Genomic DNA, 20,872 nt, shown 5'->3' on the forward strand with positions numbered 1-20,872 from the left:
ATATGTTAAGATGGAGAAAATTTTGCACAGTAACACCAAGGATATTGGTGGGAGGTATGATGATGGATAAAATTAAAGAAGTAGATGTTTTGCTGGAAAAAGCAATTCTTGTAGGTGTGAATTTACGTCATGATACTCATTTTGACTATTCAATGGAAGAACTAGAAAATTTAGCGGAAGCTTTGAACGTTGAGGTAGTAGGAACAGTGACGCAAAACTTAGATCGTGTTACGTCTTCACATTATGTTGGAACGGGCAAAATCCTAGAAATTAAAAACTTTTATGATGAAGCTCAGGCAAATCTCGTGATTTTCAACGATGAATTGTCACCTTCACAAATTCGTAACTTAGAGCGAGACCTTGAAACAAAGGTAATTGATCGAACAATGCTCATTTTAGATATATTTGGTCGTCGTGCAAAAACGCGTGAGGCACAGCTACAGGTAGAGCTTGCACAGCTTCAATATATGTTGCCACGTTTAGTGGGCTTACATGCATCACTAAGTCGACAAGGTGGTGGCACGGGTGGTGGGTTTAAAAACCGTGGTGCTGGAGAGACGAAGTTAGAGCTTGACCGTCGGAAAATTGAGGATCAAATTTCAAAAATCAAAAAAGATCTAGAGCAAGTGAAGGAGCAACGCGAGACACAGCGTAAGCAACGTCGTAAAAACGCTTTACCAGTCGTATCGATTGTCGGTTATACGAATGCAGGAAAGTCGACGATCATGAATCAGTTGTTGACGAGAATTGGACAAGAGGAACATAAACAAGTTTTTGAAAAAGATATGCTTTTTGCCACACTAGAAACTTCTGTGCGTCAGATTGAATTACCGGACAAAAAATCATTCTTATTAACAGATACCGTCGGCTTTGTTAGTAAGTTACCCCATCATTTAGTAAAAGCATTCCGCTCGACATTGGAGGAAGCGCGTGATGCTGACTTATTGCTACATGTTGTAGATGTATCGAATCCAGAATATCGTTTTATGATGGACGTAACAAATGAAACGTTAAAAGCGGTTGAGGTAGAAGGCATTCCAACGATTTACGTTTATAACAAAGCAGATTTAGCAAACGTTCCTTATCCAGTTAATAGTGGTGATAATATTTGGATTTCAGCGAAGCAGGGTGTTGGTCTAACGGAGTTAATACAAATAATTCGCCAATACATTTTTTCGGATTATGTAACTTGTAAAATGCTAATACCATACGAGCAAGGAAATATAGTCTCCTATTTAAATGAAAATGCTTCTATTCATACTACAGAATACGAAGAAGGGGGTACACTACTTGCTCTTGAAGTCAAAGAAGCGGATTATACAAAGTACCAAAAATATGTAATCAAATAGAGAATATGAAAAATCAATGGCTAAAATGGCTGTTGATTTTTTTTATTTATTTAAAAGAGTGAATAAATATTTTTAAAAAATTAAAAAGATATGCTAAAATAATTTATCTAAAGAACTCAGTTAGTCATACGTAGAAGTGTGTGAATAATTAGTTATATTACGTATTTTTGTGAAAAAAAGCTGGAATAAATAATTTTTTTATAAAAATACCTAATATATAACATTTTAAAAGTGTCTTCCTAAAATATTTCAAACAATTCTGTATGATGAACTGTAGTTTTTATTCTTCGTAATGGGGAATAATATTTTTGTCATAATAGTAAAAATGAAAGAGGGTATTGATATGTTAAGCAAAGATGAAATTGTAAAATCCGTCCCTCAAAAAGGATTTGTGGGACAGCCAAAAGGGCTTTTTACATTATTCTTCACTGAATTTTGGGAACGTTTCTCATATTACGGTATGCGCGCGATTCTTATTTTCTTCATGTATTATGAATTGAATGAAGGTGGCCTAGGTTTAGATCGTGGTACTGCGAACTCCATTATGGCCATGTATGGTTCGCTTGTGTATATGTCTGGTATTATTGGTGGATGGATTGCTGACCGACTTTTAGGAACACGTAAAACCATCTTTTATGGTGGTATTTTAATTATGATTGGTCACGTGGTGCTCGCACTTCCAGGTGGCGTGACAATGTTATTTGCTTCGATGGCATTTATCGTTATTGGTACAGGTTTATTAAAACCGAACGTATCAAGTCTTGTTGGTGATATTTATGCAGAAACAGATAACCGCCGTGATGCAGGTTTCTCTATTTTCTACATGGGCATCAATATGGGTGCTTTTCTTGCTCCATTTATTGTTGGAACTATTGGACAAGAATATAGCTTCCACCTAGGATTTGGTCTAGCGGCGGTAGGTATGTTAGTTGGTTTAATCGTGTACAAGCTAACGGAGAAAAAGTATTTAGGTTTAGCAGGTTTACAAGTCAATAACCCACTAAAACCTGAAGAACGTAAAAAAATATTTACTCGTTTTGGTATTGCTGCTTTAATTATTATCATTGCAAGTGCTGTCGGCATTATAACAGGCACACTAACAATGAACGTCTTTAGTCTAATTATTACAACTCTAGGTATTTTGATTCCTACATTATTCTTTATCTATATGTATCGTAGTGAAAAAACAACAAAAGACGAGAAATCTCGTTTGCTTGCGTATATTCCACTGTTTATATCAGCTGTTATGTTCTGGGCAATCCAAGAACAAGGGGCTACGATTTTAGCAACGTATGCAGATGAAAAAACACGTTTAAATATTGGTGGTTTAGAACTTAAGTCGTCTTGGTTCCAATCGTTGAATCCATTATTCATCATTACAATGGCACCATTATTTGCGATGCTGTGGTCAAAATGGGGCAATAAGCAGCCCTCAACACCACGTAAGTTTTCGTATTCATTGTTTTTTGCAGGCCTATCATTCTTAGTCATGATGATTCCTGCACATCTTTCTGGTGGAGAAGCATTGGTAAGCCCTTGGTGGTTAGTGCTATCTTTCTTTTTAGTAGTAATTGGTGAGTTATTGCTATCACCAGTTGGTCTCTCTGCGACAACAAAATTAGCGCCGCAAGCTTTCGCAGCGCAAACAATGTCGCTTTGGTTCTTAACGAGTGCAGCTGCTCAAGCCATCAATGCGCAACTTGTTAAATTATATGAAGTGGTGAGTGAAGTCACATACTTCGGCTTCATAGGTACATTATCAGTTGTCATTGGTATTATCATATTGGTCATTTCGCCAATTATTTCAAAGGCGATGCGTGGTATAAAGTAATTGTTCATTCGTATAAAAACCTGCGTAGATATTGCATCTATTCAGGTTTTTATACATTATGTAGCTTATTTTCTATAGGGAAAAATAAGTTTTTGTATAGAAAAAGAATATTTTTCGTTATAATATTCTTAATATTATGTTAACGGAGGCATAATGAAAACAACATTGGATAAGTTGAAGCCAAGAAGGTTGGGATTTTTCTTAGTTAGTAGTATTTCAAGAAGTACGTAGGTGTGTAGTAGAGGTGGAGATTACGCATTATTCATATGGGCCTGTGGTTTTCCGTATGTATGAGTAACTGTTCCTTATGAAGGTTTATATAAAGCTAAGTGAATGGCATTAATTAAAGATAGTTAAGAGGAGGCGTCGGTATTATGTTGGAACAAGTGCGTATAAAGAAATTGACGACATCAAGTGAACTTGGTGAAGTGCAACGTTTAAATGCAGAAATTTGGGGAAGTCAGGCAATACCTTCGCATCAATTACTTGCTACTGTGCATAATGGTGGTCTTATACTGGGGGCGTATTTAGAAGAGCGCCTTATTGGCTTTAATTATTGCTTTGTTGGTTTTAATGAAGGACAAATACACCTACATTCCCATTTGATTGGCGTTGAAAAATCATATCGTGAACGAGGAATTGGTGAACTACTAAAGCATGCACAACAGGAGTATGCGAAAGAAAACAATTTCAAACTTATTCGATGGTTATTCGATCCATTAGAGTCGCGTATGGCAAATTTATCTTTTTCCAAGCTGAATACAATCAGTCATCACTATGAAAATGACTATTATGGGCCATTAGAGGATGATTTCAACGAGGGGTTACCATCTGATCGTATAGTTGTGGAGTGGTGGATTGAACGTAATCATGTAGATGACTGTTTAGATGAGTTAGAGGAAGATGCGGAAGAAGTTGTACCGTGGTCTTTAACAGTTGCGGGATTACCAGTGCTTGATACGGAAGGGACATTTAAAACAAATCAGGCTTTTTATAAAGATGCCTATTTACTTGCTATTCCTCAACATTTACAAAAAATGAAGGTGGAGAGTCCAAAACTAGCAGAAGACTGGCGCTATAAAATCCGCACGATTTTAACGACATTATTTGAACAAGGATATGCAATAGCACGTGTAAAAAAACATGATGAATATGTTCATTTTTATCTGTTAGTCAGACGCTCTTTATTAGCCTTATAATAGGTGTGAGGAGTGAACGGTGTGAGGATAGAGGAAATTACGATAAGACATTTGAAAATGGCGATGAAAGCCCCATTTAAAACAAGCTTTGGCACAATCCACGAGAAAGAATTATTACTTTTAGAAGTTAAGGATGTAGCTGGTACGATTGGGTGGGGTGAAACGGTTGCTTTTGTGGCACCGTGGTATACTGAGGAGACGCTAAAAACATCCTGGCATATGCTAGAGGACTTTTTAATGCCAACCTTGTTACATAAAGAGATAGCACATCCTGATGAGGTCAGTAAGCTATTTGCCCCTATTCGTCGAAACTGTATGGCCAAAGCTTCGATTGAAGGAGCCGTGTGGGATATTTATGCGCAACAAACGAATCAGTCTCTTGCTCAAGCATTAGGGGGAAATAAAAACCTAATTGAGGTAGGAGTTAGTGTGGGTATTCAACCTTCAGTCGGAAAATTAATAGAATTAATAAAAAGTTATGTACAAATGGGCTATAAACGTGTAAAAGTGAAAATAAAACCAGGTTATGACATTGAAGTAATTCGAGCGATTCGGACTGAATTTCGAGATTTACCGTTAATGGCGGATGCGAACTCAGCATATACATTAGGGGATATCGATATTTTACAGCAGCTGGATGCATTTGACTTACTAATGATTGAACAGCCACTTGCAGCAGATGATATAGTCGATCATGCAAAGTTGCAAAAACAACTTAAAACACCTATATGCTTAGACGAAAGCATCACCTCTCTAGAAGATGCACGAAAAGCAATCGAGCTTGGTAGTTGTGGTGTCATCAATGTGAAAATCGGACGTGTAGGGGGCTTAACCGAAGCTAGAAACATTCATGATTATTGTAGAGAAAAAGGAATTCCTGTCTGGTGCGGAGGTATGTTAGAGGCAGGGATTGGACGAGCACATAATGTAGCGTTAACTTCACTCGCTAATTTCGTATTACCAGGAGACACAGCAGGTTCCGACCATTATTGGTATGAGGACATTATTCAACCAGAAGTCATCGTGGAAGATGGTTTTATCCGCGTTCCACAGGCTATTGGCATTGGTTATACGCCTAATATAGACGTAATCGAAAAATTGACAATCACCAAGAAGGTCTATAAATAAGCGGGGAGAGAAGAAATTGAAGAAGAGTTTACAAATCGGTGGTGCTTTTGTCGGCATTATCGTCGGTGCGGGATTTGCGTCAGGGCAGGAAATCATACAGTATTTTACTAGCTATGGCTATATGGGAATTGTCGGTGCACTCATTGCAACATTAGGATTTGCTTTTGTTGGAATGTGTATTGCGCAAATTAGCTCGAGGCTTGGGACAACATCACATAAAGATTTGATTTATCAAATTTCTGGTAAATATATTGGCTTTGTTGTGGATTATTTACTATCATTCTTCTTATTTGGTGTTGCGGTTATTATGTTTGCGGGAGCGGGTTCAACGTTTAAGCAGATGTTTGGCCTACCAGTATGGGTAGGTAGTTTGTTTATGATTATCCTGACAATATTAACAGTGATGATGAACGTTAAAAGTATCATCAACTTAATTGCAATGGTTACCCCGTACTTACTAGCCATTGTCATGGTCATAGCAGTATATTCAATAGCAACCATGGACTTATCGTTTGCTGAACAAGTAGTTATTGCTGAGCAGCAATCTCAAGTTGCATCGAACTGGTGGGTTGCAGCATTGTTGTATGTATCATTTAATATCGGAGTCTGTTTCTCCATGCTAACAGTTGTGAGTGGATCAATTCGTAACGAAAAAGTTGCAGGGATGGGCGGTATTATAGGAGGACTTTTACTAGGGGTATTGATGCTACTTATTAATCTATCAATGCTTGCAAAAATGGATACGATCGCAGGTTTAGATATTCCTATGCTGCAACTAGCAAATGAAATCAATCCGGTAGTCGGTATTTTAATGTCCATTGCGTTACTTGGTATGATTTATAATACGGCTGTAGGGATGTTTTATTCGTTCACAGTGCGTTTCTTTAAACCATCCAAACCGAGTTTTAAAGTGGCTGTTATATTCATTGGAATCTTAGGTTTTGTTGCAAGTTTAGTAGGCTTTACGGAACTTGTTTCGAAAGTATATGCTGCGATGGGATATATCGGCTTTATTTTAGTCGCATCCATTGTCTTTGCGTGGTTCCGAGGAATTCGTAAGCCAGTATAATTGAAAAGGTGATTGAGAAGAGGGGGAACCTAATTCTCAATTACCTTTTTATTTTTATGAAAAATGAATAAAACTAGTGAAAAGTTTATGCATTAAAAATCGTCGTAAATGTAAATATATCGTTAATTAATCTGAAATTTCAATTATTGTTAAATAAATCGAGAATAATTCTCAATTGGAGGTTGACTGATAATGCAAACATGCTTATAATGAGAATCGTGAGTAATGATAATCATTTTCACTAGAAAATCACTTACGAACAAAAATGAATCTACCGGGGATTACAATGAAAATAAGATATCTTTTAACAGCAACTGTTGTGTTGTCTATTGTGTCACTGTTTATCGGTGTAGTAGATATTAAACCGAGTGACCTATTAGACTTCGAATCAGAGGAAACTAGATTATTTTTAATTAGTCGTATACCGAGACTTGTGGCAATTTTGTTAGCAGGAGCAGGTATGAGTATAGCTGGTCTAATTATGCAAAGCTTAAGTAGGAATAAGTTCGTGTCACCAACAACAGCAGGAACTTTAGACGCAACGAAATTAGGAGTATTAATTTCGATGATGTTTTTCACAAATGTCACGTATGTCCAAAAAATTTCCTTCGCTTTCATATTTGCTTTAGCCGGCACATTTGTATTTATGCAAATATTAAATCGAATAAAGTTTAAAGATGCGATTTTTATACCGCTTATTGGCTTAATGTTCGGGAATATTTTATCGTCGATTACGACATTCTTTGCCTATAAGGCAGATATTATTCAAAACATTTCTGCATGGTTACAAGGAGATTTTTCATTATTGATGAAAGGTCGTTACGAGCTTTTATACATAAGTGTACCCGTGCTGATAATAGCTTACATTTATGCGAACCGCTTCACAGTTGCCGGAATGGGTGAGGATTTTGCAAAAAATCTTGGACTTTCTTATAAGTTTGTTGTGAATTTAGGTTTAGTATTAGTAGCACTTGTGTCAACGACAGTGGTGTTAACAGTTGGAGTGATTCCATTCCTTGGTTTAATCATTCCGAATATTGTTTCGTTGTTCAAAGGCGACAATCTAGCGAAGACATTGCCGCATACTGCATTACTGGGCATGTCATTCCTATTATTCTGTGATATTTTGGGCAGGGTGCTGATTTTCCCTTATGAAATTCCGATTAGCATGACCGTTGGTGTCATCGGAAGTGCGATCTTCCTATTTATGTTGTTTAGGGGGAAAGCATATGCGTAATCGTACGAAAATGTTAATTTTAGTGGGACTTGCCATAGTGTTTGTATTACTTTATGTGTTTTATGAGTTAAATGGCAACTATCATTACGCGTTCCCGCGCCGCCTTATAAAGGTAGCTGCGATGGCATTAACGGGTATGGCAATTGCTTACTCGACGGTTGTTTTCCAAACGATTACACATAACCGTATATTAACGCCAAGTGTAATGGGTCTCGATGCTTTATATATGATGGTTCAAACAATTATCTATTTCTTCTTTGGATCAATGTCGATTTTTGTCATTAATGCACATTTCAATTTCTTATTAGCTGTTACAGCAATGATTGTCTTCGCATTAGTGTTCTACCAAGTATTATTCAAAGAAGGTAAACGTCCGATTTACTTCCTACTGCTAGTAGGTATGATTGTCGGAACATTCTTAGGAAGTGTTACAACGTTCTTCCAGGTGTTGATTGATCCGAATGAGTTTTTAAGTTTACAAAGTAAAATGTTTGCAAGCTTCAACAATGTAAATTCAGATTTAGTGTGGCTAGCAGGTATTGTGATTTTGATTGTCTTTGTTTATGGTTGGCGTCACCTTAGCCAATTAGACGTTATGTCTCTTGGTCGTGATACTGCAATTAACCTAGGCGTTCCTTATGATAAACTTGTTAAGCGCATGCTTGTATTATCTTCGGTATTAATTGCCGTTTCTACAGCGCTAGTTGGGCCGATTACGTTCTTCGGTTTAATCGTTGCGAATTTGTCGTATCAGTTTTTCAAAACGTACAAGCACTCAGTTTTAATCGCAGGTTCTTGTGTGATGAGTATTGTTGCTTTAATCGGTGGTCAGTGGATGGTCGAACGGGTATTTAACTTCGACACAACACTCAGCGTTATTATAAACTTTGTAGGTGGCGTATACTTCATCTACTTATTACTGAAGGAAAGTAGGTCAGCGGGATGATCCAAGTAAAAGAAATTTCTAAGTTTTTTGGGAAAAAGCCGGTGATTCAAGATGTTAGTGTCGAAGTAGCGACAGGGAAAATTACGTCCTTTATCGGACCGAATGGCGCTGGTAAATCAACACTTCTTTCAATGGTAAGTCGTTTACTTAACGCAGACACTGGGGAAGTATTACTCGATAAAGCGGATGTGCGTCGTTGGAAATCAGACGATTTTGCAAAGCGCGTCTCGATTTTAAAGCAGTCGAACTATATGAATGTGCGCCTAACAATACGCGAACTTGTATCGTTTGGTCGTTTCCCTTATTCAAAAGGGAATTTAAAGCCAGAGGATGAGGTAAAGGTAGACGAGGCACTTCAATATATGAATTTAGATGATCTTCAACATAATTATCTAGATGAATTATCAGGCGGTCAGCGTCAACGTGCCTTTATCGCAATGGTAATCGCGCAAGACACAGACTATATCCTACTCGATGAGCCACTCAACAATTTAGACATGAAGCACTCAGTGCAAATCATGAAAATTTTGCGCAAGTTGGTGGATGAGCTAGGGAAAACGGTAATCATTGTATTACATGACATTAACTTTGCGTCTGTATACTCTGATAACATTGTTGCACTGAAAAATGGACGTGTTGTCAAAGACGGTCCAACGAATGACATCATTAACTCTGATGCGCTTAAGGAAATCTATGATATGGATATCCCTGTTCAAGAACAGAATGGTTGCCGCATCTGCGTATATTTTAATTCATAAAAAGAGGAGCAATAAAACAATGAAAAATTGGAAATTACTTACGGTTTTAATGGCGATGATGCTATTAGTATTAGCAGCTTGTAGTTCAAAGGACGAAGCAGAAACTGACAAAGGTGATTCAGCTGAAAACAAACCAGCAGAAGAATCAACAGGGGATGCAACAGCTTATCCACTTACAATTCCAGGTAGCACATCTGGTGAAAATACATTTGCTGATGTAACGTTAGAAAAACAACCAGAAAATGTTGTTGTATTTGACTATGGTTTCCTTGATACGTTAGACGCTCTTGGGGTTGAAGTTGCAGGTGTAGCACAAAAATCAGTTCCTGAATATTTAAGCAAATACACTGACACAACTTACATGAACGTTGGGTCTTTAAAAGAGCCAGATTTTGAAGCATTATCTTCTATGAACCCAGACATTATCTTCATCTCTGGTCGTCAAGCATCTGCTTATGAAGAATTATCAAAAATTGCACCAACTGTTTTCGTAGGTGTAGATAACACTAACTTTATTGAATCGTTCAAAGTAAATACAGAGTTAGCTGGTAAAATTTTCGGTAAAGAAAAAGAGGCTGCTGATGCATTTGCTGCATACGAAGCAAAAGTAGAAGAAATTAAAGCAAAAACAGCTACTTCTGAAGAAAAAGCTTTAATCGTTTTAGGCAATGAAGGATCATTATCTGCTTACGGTCCTGGTTCACGTTTCGGTGTAATCCATGATGTATTTGGTGTAAAACCTGCAGACGAGAACATTGAAGCTTCTACACATGGTGCAAATGCATCATTTGAATATGTACGTGATACAAACCCTGATATTTTATTTGTAGTTGACCGCGATGCTGCTGTAAATTCTGAAGGTGAATCAGGTACAAAAGCTGCAATTGAAAATGAAATCGTAGGCGCTACTAATGCTGCGAAAAACGGTAAAATTTTCTACCTAGATCCACAATATTGGTACCTATCAGGTGGTGGTATTACATCTGAAACTGCAAAAGCTGATGATGTTTTAAAAGCTTTTAACTAATATGTTTGTACAAATTAAACGCATGGTCGTAACAGAAGGTAATTCGGACATAATCGTTGAGCGCTTTGGTGCGAAAAAGGATGGTCCATCATTACTGGAGCAACAACCAGGCTACATTGATAAGCAAATATTAGTCAAAAAAGTACGTCGTGGTGACGAAGAAGTGCTTATTATGGTTCGTTGGGAATCAGAAGAAGCATGGAAAAACTGGGAGAAGAGCCCCGAGCATATCGCTGGTCACAAGGCAAATGCCGGTAAGCCAAAGCCAGATTTTATCGTAGAATCAGGACAAGATGTATATTATGTAAAAGCATAAGAAAAGGCTGTTTCGTAAGTAGAGAAATCTACTTATGAGACAGCCTTATTTTAATGGTTAAATTTAGCCGTTATTTTTCAGAAATGTATAATTTGGATTTACGACATATTTATAAATAAGTTCAAAAAAAACAGCAAAATTTTGTTTTATGCCTATAGTGACGCATCTTTAAATATTTGTCGTATGTAGTTTTAAGGATTTTGAAGATGGCATTAATAAGGGATTTTAGAATTACCTAAAAATTATCTTATATTCAAAAATGTGGATATGTTACACTTGGTGTGGGAATAAAAGGTAGTATTCTAAGTGTAGATATATTTATAGAAAGATGAGGGGGATAACTTGAAAACTAAATCTTTATTAGTAAAAATCATGTTCTTTATACTGTCTGTAACGTTGTTAACAACCGCTTCAATGGGATGGTTAAATTACAAAACATCTAAAGATATCATTATTAACTCATTACAAGATAATGCTGAAAGTCAAGTGACTATACATGCCTCACAGCTAGGAACTTGGCTTCAAACAAGAAAATCTGAGATAGAGGTAATGGCAAACATCGATTTAGTTCGTTTTGGGCAGCAGGAAGATATTTTACCGTATTTTGCTGAAGAAAGAGAACGAATGGATGGTACATATTCTTCAATTAGTTTAGGGGATACTGAAGGTAATCTAACATTTGATTCTGGGATAGCCATTCAGATTGGCAGTGAAACTACGTTCTCAGATGTTATGGCGGGAACATCAATTATTTCGAATCCTTTCCCAGACAAAGCAGACTTAAAAAATTTGATTATTTCATTCGAAGTACCTGTATATGATGAAAATAAAAAAGTTAAAGGGCTAGTTAGTGGAGCTTCTCCTATTAATAAAGTGTTTGCGGAAACAACAGATTTTAAAGTAGGAGAAACAGATACAGTGTATGTTATTCAAGGTGATGGATTAATCATTCACCATCCAGATGAAACAAAGGTTTTACAAGAAAACTTACTTGAATCGAACAGTCAAAAAATGAAAAAACTTGCATCAGAAATGATTGAAAAAGGACAAGGTTTTTCGGAAATCGAGATCAATGGCGAAGATCGAATGCTCTTTTATTCAACTGTACCAAATACAAATTGGATTATGGCTGTGGATGTTCCTTTAAAAGAATTTACTTCAAAGCTAACGCCTTTATTAATTATCACTATTATATCTGGAATTGCAGCGCTTCTTCTTAACGGAATCATTCTATTTTTACTTTTAAGAAGAATGACGAATCGAATTCGTAAAGCAGCTACTATGGCGGAAGAGATTGCAGAAGGTCAATTATCGTTTGAAAAGATTGAAGATTCCAACAACGATGAAATAAGTCATTTAGCCAGAGCAGTAAATCAAATGGCTAACAATTTAAGAGATTTACTCATGCACGTCAATCAAGTAACCGAACAAGTAACATTAGCTTCTTCTCATTTCATCGAAGGTGCTTGGCGTGCTTCAGAAACTTCAGGAGCAATTACAAGTTCAGCCCAGGAAGTATCATCTGCAACAGCACTCCAATTACAAGCAATTCAGCAAAGTACGGAAGCTATAGACCAAATGGCAATCGGGATACAGCGTGTTGCATCATCTTCTTTTGATGTCTTTGAGGCATCCACAAGGACTGAACAAGAAGCAGTTCAAGGAAATCAAAGCATTTCGACAGTTGTTAAACAAATGGATAGTATTTACCAATCTGTTCAAAAATCAAGTAATGTCGTTCAATTATTAGCAAACCGTTCAAAAGAAATAGGGGAGATTTCAGGCATGATTACAAGTATCTCAGATCAAACCAATTTGTTAGCATTAAACGCAGCGATTGAATCCGCTAGAGCTGGAGAACACGGAAAGGGATTTGCAGTGGTTGCAGAAGAAGTACGCAAGCTAGCAGAGCAATCCAAAAACTCTGCTGACAAAATCTCACATTTAATTGATGAGATACAAATAAATACAGAAGAAGCTGTCCAAGTGATGTCTGCCGGCGCCCAAGATGTCCAAGACGGAACGGAACTCGTCAATCATGCTGGAGAAATGTTTAATAACATTCTTATAGCCATCAAACAAGTTTCCAATCAAATTCAAGAGGTGTCATCATCATCAGAACAACTATCAGCCTCAACAGAAGAAATAAATGCGTCATCGGTAGAAATGCTTGAGATCGCTCATAAGTCCACATATAACGCAAATACAGTTACTACACAAGCTAGTTCCCAACTAGCTGTGATTGAGGACATGAAGAGCTCTACAGAGGCTTTAAATAATATGGTTGTTGAATTACAGAAAGCTATGAGAAAATTTACTTTTTAACAGTATGCGATATTCAATTTTCCTAATATAGAATTAAGCGAATAAAGTAGTGAAAAAGGATAACGGGTCTAGAAGTTGTTTAGAGAAATCGTCTTGAATTGTATTTTCAAAACGGTTTTTCTTTTTTTATGGCTCTATACCATAATCTGTTCATGCAAAACATTCGCATGAATTTTGAGCAGGTCCAAATCGTGAAGTCGTAGTTGTTTTTCACGTGCGAATACTGAACAATGAATTTTCTATAGAATATTTTTCAAACGTTTAAAAGCTCATTTGCCGAAATTGATATACGACTTAAATATAAATATGTGACAAATAGGAGCTAAAGTCCTGAAATGGCGCTTATTTAAAAATATGTCGTGTACCGAAATTGAGCGTTTGAATAAATTCGAGTTTGTTGAAGTCATCAGTAGAATTTCCCGTGTTAAAACGAAAATAAATTCTATACACTTTAGTGGAATGATTATCAAAGAACGTTTGCTGTTTTAAAATCCTATACATAATTGTATAGCTTCTCTAATTCTTTAAAAGTTGTTTTGGCCTTCGTATAGAATTACATAAAAGTTTTGTGGTATAAGCGTTTTAAAGTGTTTTCAAAAATTCCTTCACACTTTTTTAGAGGTGTTTACATTTATTTTATCTACTGCTTTACTCAAAAAATAAGAAAGACTTGAAGACATTCTTTAAGAAAGTAGATGTTAGGTCAATCATGTTGTGAGAACAATATGATAAGATCCAGATGCGTTCAAATAATCCGTTCGGAAGCAAAACGTAATTAAAATTGCATTTTACAAAGCGAGTTCACCATTTTATATCCTGTTTTACCAGCAAAAAAACAGGTCTATTGTCCTGTTCGTTTTATTTTGCAGCGTAATCAGAGGAGCGAAAATGACTCTATTTTGAGTTGTTTTTGTACTTTTTCAGCTGTTTTTCGGTTGTTTTTGTCAGGATAAATGGCAATTTTTTTTGCCCCTGACTTATGAATGAAGGTGGACAATGGATTTTAGTAGGTGCTTCAAGGTTTTTAAAAGGAGGCAAGCCTTTGTCTTTGTGGAGAGGTGAAAAATCCTTTTGAAAATAATCAAAAAGATTTTTTAAATTCTGATATAATAACTAACTATTCTTCAGAAGCTAATACACGAAGTTCTCCATTGGTAAATTCAAAAGATTTTCCGTTGATGTAGAAGGGTTTACTCAAGTCTAAACCAATACCTGCTGCAAATTGAGGGAAGTTCTGAGCGAATTCAGCGTCATTAACATTTTCTGTTGAGAAAGAACCATCTGCTATAAGAACTAAATCCATAAAAATACCGACTAGTTTATTCGCTTCTTGACGCTCCTCTATAGAATGTGATTGATGTATTCTAAGTGATTGTAGTTGCTCAGGAGTCAAGGGTGTACCAGCTGAACCAGGTGGACAGTACAACATCAAACTAAAGTTAGAATTAAAACCGCCACCTGTTAAAGGAGTCCCATTTAGCGGCTTTCCATTTACTTTACCTAATGAATAGTGTACGCCGTTTTCAATTGTCATAGAGTTTGTTTGTGTATCCACTAATTGTGTCGGGGTTGTTCCTTGCAAAATAGCATTGCTGGACTGTATAAATTCTGCATGTTTTTTTCTCGAGAGCTCAATATCTGCTTGTTTAGAATCTACTACTGGTTCCTCAATCTTAAATGTACTATCATTACTTTTTGCTTTAGCAATAGCTACTGTACCTAAATTTATATAAGGATTAAACGTCACCTGCATGTATCATTTCTCCTCTCTGTTTAGTTTTTCTATCGGTGGAAGTTTATCTTTTTCAACAACCTTCACTTCTTTTTAAACTGATTTTATCTGCTATAGCAAATTCACTTACCCTCGAGTTGATTTAACCTATTGTCACCAACACCGATATTACAAAGACAATTTCCCTTTATATGTGCTTCAAGATGTTGTTAACATTTTTATGGAAGAAGTCTATTATTTATTACCAATTATTAGTATTATGGTAAGTAATATAACTTATGGAGGTGAGGACTATTGCTTGACTTACACAATCGCATTAATGAGTCATTAGATACACTGATTGAAAAAGAGGCGCTTATTGGATCCGAATTGCGTGGCATGCTGAAAGGCTTTAAGGAAGAGAAAACAGACGTAGGCTATTCCTTTGGGAAGCTATGTATTATTCACTATGAAGCATTTTCGGAACACTGTAATGAGGACATTTATAAAGTAGCAGCAGCCATTGAGCTCCTCATTTTGTCTTTCGATATCATCGATGATCTACAGGATCAGGATGCTGAATATAGTTGGAGTAGAACGCCTGATTTATCGTTGAATACTGCAGTGGCCATGCTTGTTATGGCGTCGAAGATTATACGTGAAAGTAATTTTGAACATAAAGGTTTAGCTGTGCAGTTATTAGAGAAGTATGCACTGCTCAGCATTAATGGTCAGCAGCTAGATTTGTTAAATTACTGTCGTGATGAGCAATCTTATTTACGAATGATTGAACAGAAATCGGGTTCACTGACAGCGATGAGTTGTTTGATAGGAGAAACCCTTGCTAAAGGGGAAGTCTCTACACAAGTTGAAGAGTATTCAAAGTACATAGGTATCATACAACAGATTAAGAATGATATTCAGGATTTAAAAAAATGGGACAGGAAAAATGACTTATTGAACAAAAAGTACACATTACCCATAATTTTCTTACTTTTGACAGAAAATAGTGTTTCAAAATCTGTAAAAGACTATTACAATGAAGATATAGTTACATTTATGGATAATTTTGTTATAGAAAGAGAGTTAACAAGTAGTGGCGCTATACGTTATGCATTGGCTTTGAAAAATTTGTATAAACATAAAGCACTACAGTTTCTTGAAGATGTGACTATGGATAATGGGAGTAAGGATTTTATAAAAAAACTAATGAAATGAGGAGATTGTATGATTAAAGCGATTCAGTATTTAGAGCAAAATCCAATGTTAGTAGAGTTATTAAGAGAGAAAAAAGTTTCATTAATCGGTGTTAATGATTTAGAGGTTCAGGCAATCGTAGAAGCATTTGATGATGAATTACGTTTAGAAAATCCACTTTGGAATTAAATTCAATAAAAAGAAACAGATTTTTTCTTGCTATAGCTGTCTATCTAACAGTAGGTCTGTATTTATTTTATATTGTATATAGCACACCTCTTTTAGGCATTTATTTAAAGGAAGATAAAGGGCAGTGGCAAATAACAGATCCGTACTATAAAGATTGGGCAGCTAAGCACCAAATAGCAGCTGGAGATATCGTTTTAACAATAGATGGTATTCAGACAGAGCTTGTTCCTAATATAATGTATGATTTTGTGATTCGTGCAGCTAATGATTTAACAATAAAAAAGCCAGATGGACAAATCCTTGATGTACAAATAAATCCTCTAGACATCCCACAGCAATTTTACTCAGTGTTGGTAGTTCCTTTTTGTTACTATTTGCTGACACTGCTGATTGTTTTATATTTATATTTAACACAAAAAAATACAACACTTTTAAATATACTCATTCTTTTTATGCTAACCGTCTCGTTAGCATATATTAGTATAGGTTCATCTGGTAGATTGAATAGTGTTGGCATTATAGTAAATCGAAGTAGTATGTTACTTTGTCTCGTACTATTACTCCGTTTTTTGAAGAGTTATTTTTCGTTTTTAAATATAAATTGGTTATTCTTTAACAATATAAAAGTACTTTATATAATGCCACTATTGGCGTTTTTTCTAAGCGTTCTCGGTATCGTGTATCCATCAACTCATAACCTATATTCAAATATTATCTTGGGGTTATTTTTGTTTCTGCTTATGATGATTCTTATCATTTTAATAGTTAGCTATTTTAAGTATAGAGCACCACAAATAAAGGTTTTATTGATTAGCATAATCATTCCATTCTTACCTTTTTTATTCCTCTATGCGTTACCAGAAATATTATTCCATAGATTTATACTTTCTGCCGATTTATGTTCATTATTTTTAATGTTAATCCCATATAGTTTTATCTTTACACAGTTAACAGAAAGAATGTTTGATATGGAATACTTGATAACACGTCTACGCTATTATATTAGCTTCGCATTTGTTTTTTCAGTTTGGTTATTAGTAGGTCTCTATTGGCTTGCAAATCACATATTAACTGTAGTAGAAATGGTTGAGATATTTTTTTTCGCTTTTATCTCATTGACTGTGCTTTTTTTCATAAAGGAAAAACTCGATTATCGACAACGAAAAGTTCTTTTTTCGACAAAGGGAGACTATATCCATCAACTTTACACGACAATAGATAAAATAGGAAAAGCCTTCAAAATAGAGGATTTACTAGAGAAGTTCTCACGTGAGGTTGCTCTCCATCTTGAACTTAACCACGTAGATGTTTTAACTTATGACTATCAAAGCCAACAACTCATATCTAAAAACGAGTCAATCGATTCACTACATAATCATGTAGACTCAGCAATTGTTGAGTTATTACAGCTAGGTGAAATAAAGAAAATAGATACTTGCTATCTGGCTTTTATCCATCAAGACGCTCATTATAAAAGAATTTTAGTGTTAGGTCATAACAATTCCATTAATTTAAAAGAAGAAGAACTATTATGGCTTGAATTATTACTTTTATATTTAAATAACTTTATTGATAACACAAAAATGATTGAAGGACTCATAGAAGAATTAAAGCAAATGAAACAATCAGATGGAAATCAGCTACCTTGGCTCAATAAATTATTATGGCTACGTTTTGAAGAAGAAAAATATCAATTGGCTCAAGAGCTCCATGATACAAATTTACAAGAACAGCTGCATATAGCAAGAGAAGTAGATGTCTTGATTCATACTAAGGATTCTACTGATATTCAATCGAAGCTTGTAAAGGTCCATGAACAAATGATTGCATCCATGCATGATTTAAGGTCTTATTGTGAGAATTTAAAACCGCCTCTATTAGATACATTGGGGCTTAACGCTGCTCTTGAAAAGCTTTTACAAAAAGTGATCAGTAGGGCTGATTTCGTATTAAATCATTCAATTGATCGCTTATATTTAGAAGACGAACGCTTGAATCTAATGATTTATCGATTGTTTCAGGAGTTATTAAACAATGCACTAAAGCATTCTTACGCTACTTCTGTAGAAATTCATCTAATAGAAAGGATGGATGGGTTTGAAATTACTTACTCTGATAATGGTGTAGGGTGCGATTTGAATGACATTATGCAATCTGATTCAATGGGCATAAAAGGTATACAAGAGCGGGTTAAGGCCTTTAATGGACAATTTCACATTAATTCTTGTATTCATCAAGGGATGTCCATTCAAATTACAGTAAGTGAAGGAAGTGACACACTTGATTACGATGCTCATAGTGGATGATCATCCTATCGTTTTAGAAGGAACAAAAAATCTGTTTCAAGAAATTGCTGATATGGTAGTTGATACAGAAAGCGATGCTACATGTGTGTTGCAAAAAGTGAAGAAAACACCTTTTGATATCTATTTGATTGATATTAACATGCCGTTACAAAATGGGATTGTTTTAGCTAGAAATATTAAAGTACTACAGTCAAATGCTGCAATCATTCTTTATACAGGAGATGACATCGTAGATTATTACCCACTCATTTTAGAGAGGAAAATCCAAGGCATTCTAGCTAAAACGGCATCTAAGGAGCAAATCATTCGAACAATTCGTTCCATTAGCCACGGTGAACTTGTTCTTCCAATTAACTTCCTTGATTTCTTGGAGAGTAAATGTTATCCCCAAGAATTACAAAAAAAACTTAAGCTAAATGCTAAAGAAAAACAGATTTTAAGCTTAATTGCAGATGGTGATACTAATCATGCAATAGCAGTAAAACTCAATGTGACACAACGTACAGTTGAACGCTATTTAACACAGTTGTTTACACTATTAAATGTGGAATCTCGCACTGAAGCCGTTAATTTCGCAAAAGAAAGGCACTTACTTTAGGTTCATAAACGTTAACTTTATGTTGGAGTGAATATTTCTAGGCGACAACTATCATTCATGAAGATTGTCGCCTAAGCGTTTTAATGAGACTATTTCATGTAGTCTTTATCTACACAATACAAAAAACTTCTCTTCATCCGGCCATTAAAGGATAATGGAATTATATCCCTTCTTAAATAAAAATTGATGACACACTATTAATTTTTCATATGAATCCTTCAAAAAATAATCACTACGCCAAAATATATGAAGCCCCCCATATAGAACCTTCTCAAAATAAACTCTCGTTGATTCAGTAGCAACTTCAAGGCACACCGACAAGGAAAATGTCGGACACCGACAGGGAAAATGTCGGACACCGACAGGGAAAATGTCGGTATACCGACAGAAAAAATGTCAGAAAGTCGCCGTTGAAATGACGGTGTCGATACTGTTAGGCTTAAAGTAACTCGTGAATAAGAAAATTAGCAATAGTGGGCAAGGGTGTAAGAGTTTTATGTATTATAAAAACTATAAAAGAACTTAAATTCTTTTACATATTTTCAATTAGTAGAATGACACAAGGTGACCTATTATCAATGAACTGAGAGTACAATTTTAAATTTGTTCAAGAAGAATTGCCACTAGCCAAATACCTTCCTTCACGATAAAACTTTGCATAAAGGTGGGCGTATATTTTGAAAGTAGAGCTTGAGAATTTATTCTCTACGGATGAAGCCATTCAAGATAAAGTCATTAAGGTATTTAAGCGCTATGGTATTTTTTTATGTGAACCTGTAATAAGAGAAAGTTCATTAAAGGCTTCTTTCAATCCGATTGTTACATTAAATGAAGATGTGACGTATGAACAGATGGCATCATTATATAAATCATTGAAAAGTGAGTTGGGTATTGTTTCTATTGGAGAGCGGTTTTACTTTACTTTTTCTGATAGTGATTATGAACAAGCGCCTTTATTTACTCTAAATTCTACTGGGAATTCAACAGATATGTTTCTGGACGATAGAGGAACACTCTTTTCAAAAAGTACATATTGCGATCATTGTGGTCTGATAGAAAAAGAGCAACTTTCACCGTTAGTGGTTGATACATCAAAATTTAAAGATCGTTATTTATTGCATGCGAGTGGTTATTGGGTAGCCTCAGAGAAATTGGTGACAATAATGGAGCAAGGGAATATTGAAGGTTATGAGCTATTAGAAGTTATACATCAAGGCGAAGAAGACTGGAAGCAACCGGCTTATCAATTGATACCAAAACAAGTATTACCAGCATGTAGTGCAGATAGGGTAAAGTTGCATTTTGCGACAGAAGGATCGCCATGTCGCTGTGGGTTAGGGGGTATTATCAACGGTCCTAATCTCTATGAAAAAAACAATTTAGCTGATCTGACAGGTGATGTATTCCAAGCGGCTGAATGGAGTCATAATGGAAAATATCTTTATAAGAAAACGTTATTCAGTAGAAAATTTAGAGACTTAATTATAGAGAATAATATTTCCCTAGAAGTAAAAGGCGAAAAGGATGCGAATTTTGGTCCGAAAGATTGGTTATTTGATCCCATATTATTAAGATAATAATCATTTATAGATGTAACCCTTGATTCTCCATTCTATAATGATGAATCAAGGGTTACTCTTAGATTTCCTAATGTCCTTAATTTCCGAAAAGTGAAATGACTAAAAA

At 35.6% G+C, this 20,872-nt stretch carries 17 protein-coding genes; 16 read left to right on the plus strand and 1 reads right to left on the minus strand.

Going from position 1 to position 20,872, the window contains the following annotated elements; genetic code table 11:
• The first annotated feature begins 62 nt into the window (after positions 1-62).
• From hflX to AEA09_RS15825, 11 genes are all read left to right on the plus strand, one after another.
• A complete protein-coding gene (gene hflX, locus AEA09_RS15775; RefSeq protein ID WP_053584918.1) occupies positions 63-1,349 on the plus strand; it encodes a GTPase HflX in 1,287 nt (428 codons plus the stop codon).
• Between the two features lie 343 nt (positions 1,350-1,692).
• Positions 1,693-3,180, plus strand: a complete 1,488-nt coding sequence (locus tag AEA09_RS15780; protein ID WP_053584919.1) for a peptide MFS transporter — start codon at positions 1,693-1,695, stop codon at positions 3,178-3,180.
• A gap of 374 nt (positions 3,181-3,554) precedes the next feature.
• Positions 3,555-4,379 carry a GNAT family N-acetyltransferase gene (locus AEA09_RS15785; RefSeq protein WP_053584920.1) on the plus strand — a complete coding sequence of 275 codons (825 nt, stop codon included), beginning with the start codon at positions 3,555-3,557 and terminating at the stop codon, positions 4,377-4,379.
• Between the two features lie 21 nt (positions 4,380-4,400).
• Positions 4,401-5,507 carry an o-succinylbenzoate synthase gene (gene menC / locus AEA09_RS15790; RefSeq protein ID WP_053584921.1) on the plus strand — a complete coding sequence of 369 codons (1,107 nt, stop codon included), beginning with the start codon at positions 4,401-4,403 and terminating at the stop codon, positions 5,505-5,507.
• Between the two features lie 16 nt (positions 5,508-5,523).
• Complete coding sequence (locus AEA09_RS15795; protein ID WP_053584922.1) at positions 5,524-6,576, plus strand: YkvI family membrane protein; 1,053 nt, start codon at positions 5,524-5,526, stop codon at positions 6,574-6,576.
• Positions 6,577-6,862: 286 nt separating this feature from the next.
• A complete protein-coding gene (locus AEA09_RS15800) occupies positions 6,863-7,813 on the plus strand; it encodes an ABC transporter permease (RefSeq protein WP_053584923.1) in 951 nt (316 codons plus the stop codon).
• On the plus strand, positions 7,806-8,759 hold the full coding sequence (locus tag AEA09_RS15805) for an iron chelate uptake ABC transporter family permease subunit (RefSeq protein ID WP_053584924.1): 954 nt from the start codon (positions 7,806-7,808) through the stop codon (positions 8,757-8,759). Before AEA09_RS15800 ends, AEA09_RS15805 begins: the two co-directional genes overlap by 8 nt.
• Positions 8,756-9,517 carry an iron ABC transporter ATP-binding protein gene (locus AEA09_RS15810; RefSeq protein WP_053584925.1) on the plus strand — a complete coding sequence of 254 codons (762 nt, stop codon included), beginning with the start codon at positions 8,756-8,758 and terminating at the stop codon, positions 9,515-9,517. Before AEA09_RS15805 ends, AEA09_RS15810 begins: the two co-directional genes overlap by 4 nt.
• Before the next feature lie 19 nt (positions 9,518-9,536).
• Positions 9,537-10,544 (plus strand): siderophore ABC transporter substrate-binding protein, encoded by a 1,008-nt coding sequence (locus AEA09_RS15815; RefSeq protein ID WP_053584926.1) that lies wholly within the window; start codon positions 9,537-9,539, stop codon positions 10,542-10,544.
• Between the two features lies 1 nt (position 10,545).
• A complete protein-coding gene (locus AEA09_RS15820; RefSeq protein ID WP_053584927.1) occupies positions 10,546-10,860 on the plus strand; it encodes an antibiotic biosynthesis monooxygenase family protein in 315 nt (104 codons plus the stop codon).
• Between the two features lie 342 nt (positions 10,861-11,202).
• Complete coding sequence (locus AEA09_RS15825; protein WP_053584928.1) at positions 11,203-13,185, plus strand: methyl-accepting chemotaxis protein; 1,983 nt, start codon at positions 11,203-11,205, stop codon at positions 13,183-13,185.
• 1,117 nt (positions 13,186-14,302) lie between these two features.
• On the opposite strand, the gene AEA09_RS15830 is transcribed toward AEA09_RS15825, so the two are convergent.
• Positions 14,303-14,938 (minus strand): hypothetical protein, encoded by a 636-nt coding sequence (locus AEA09_RS15830; protein ID WP_053584929.1) that lies wholly within the window; start codon positions 14,936-14,938, stop codon positions 14,303-14,305.
• 273 nt (positions 14,939-15,211) lie between these two features.
• On the opposite strand from AEA09_RS15830, the gene AEA09_RS15835 reads away from it, so the two are divergent.
• From AEA09_RS15835 to AEA09_RS15855, 5 genes are all read left to right on the plus strand, one after another.
• Positions 15,212-16,114, plus strand: coding sequence for a polyprenyl synthetase family protein (locus AEA09_RS15835; protein WP_053584930.1), 903 nt, complete (start codon positions 15,212-15,214; stop codon positions 16,112-16,114).
• A 9-nt stretch (positions 16,115-16,123) separates the two neighbouring features.
• On the plus strand, positions 16,124-16,282 hold the full coding sequence (gene comX, locus AEA09_RS15840; RefSeq protein WP_053584931.1) for a competence pheromone ComX: 159 nt from the start codon (positions 16,124-16,126) through the stop codon (positions 16,280-16,282).
• Positions 16,273-18,588 carry an ATP-binding protein gene (locus AEA09_RS15845; RefSeq protein ID WP_245622887.1) on the plus strand — a complete coding sequence of 772 codons (2,316 nt, stop codon included), beginning with the start codon at positions 16,273-16,275 and terminating at the stop codon, positions 18,586-18,588. The genes comX and AEA09_RS15845 overlap by 10 nt, the downstream gene beginning before the upstream one ends.
• Positions 18,572-19,186, plus strand: a complete 615-nt coding sequence (locus AEA09_RS15850) for a response regulator transcription factor (RefSeq protein ID WP_245622891.1) — start codon at positions 18,572-18,574, stop codon at positions 19,184-19,186. The genes AEA09_RS15845 and AEA09_RS15850 overlap by 17 nt, the downstream gene beginning before the upstream one ends.
• Positions 19,187-19,863: 677 nt before the next feature.
• Positions 19,864-20,763 (plus strand): hypothetical protein, encoded by a 900-nt coding sequence (locus AEA09_RS15855; protein WP_053584933.1) that lies wholly within the window; start codon positions 19,864-19,866, stop codon positions 20,761-20,763.
• Positions 20,764-20,872: the final 109 nt, after the last annotated feature.

This window comes from Lysinibacillus contaminans (assembly GCF_001278945.1).
GTDB classification, from domain to species: domain Bacteria; phylum Bacillota; class Bacilli; order Bacillales_A; family Planococcaceae; genus Lysinibacillus; species Lysinibacillus contaminans.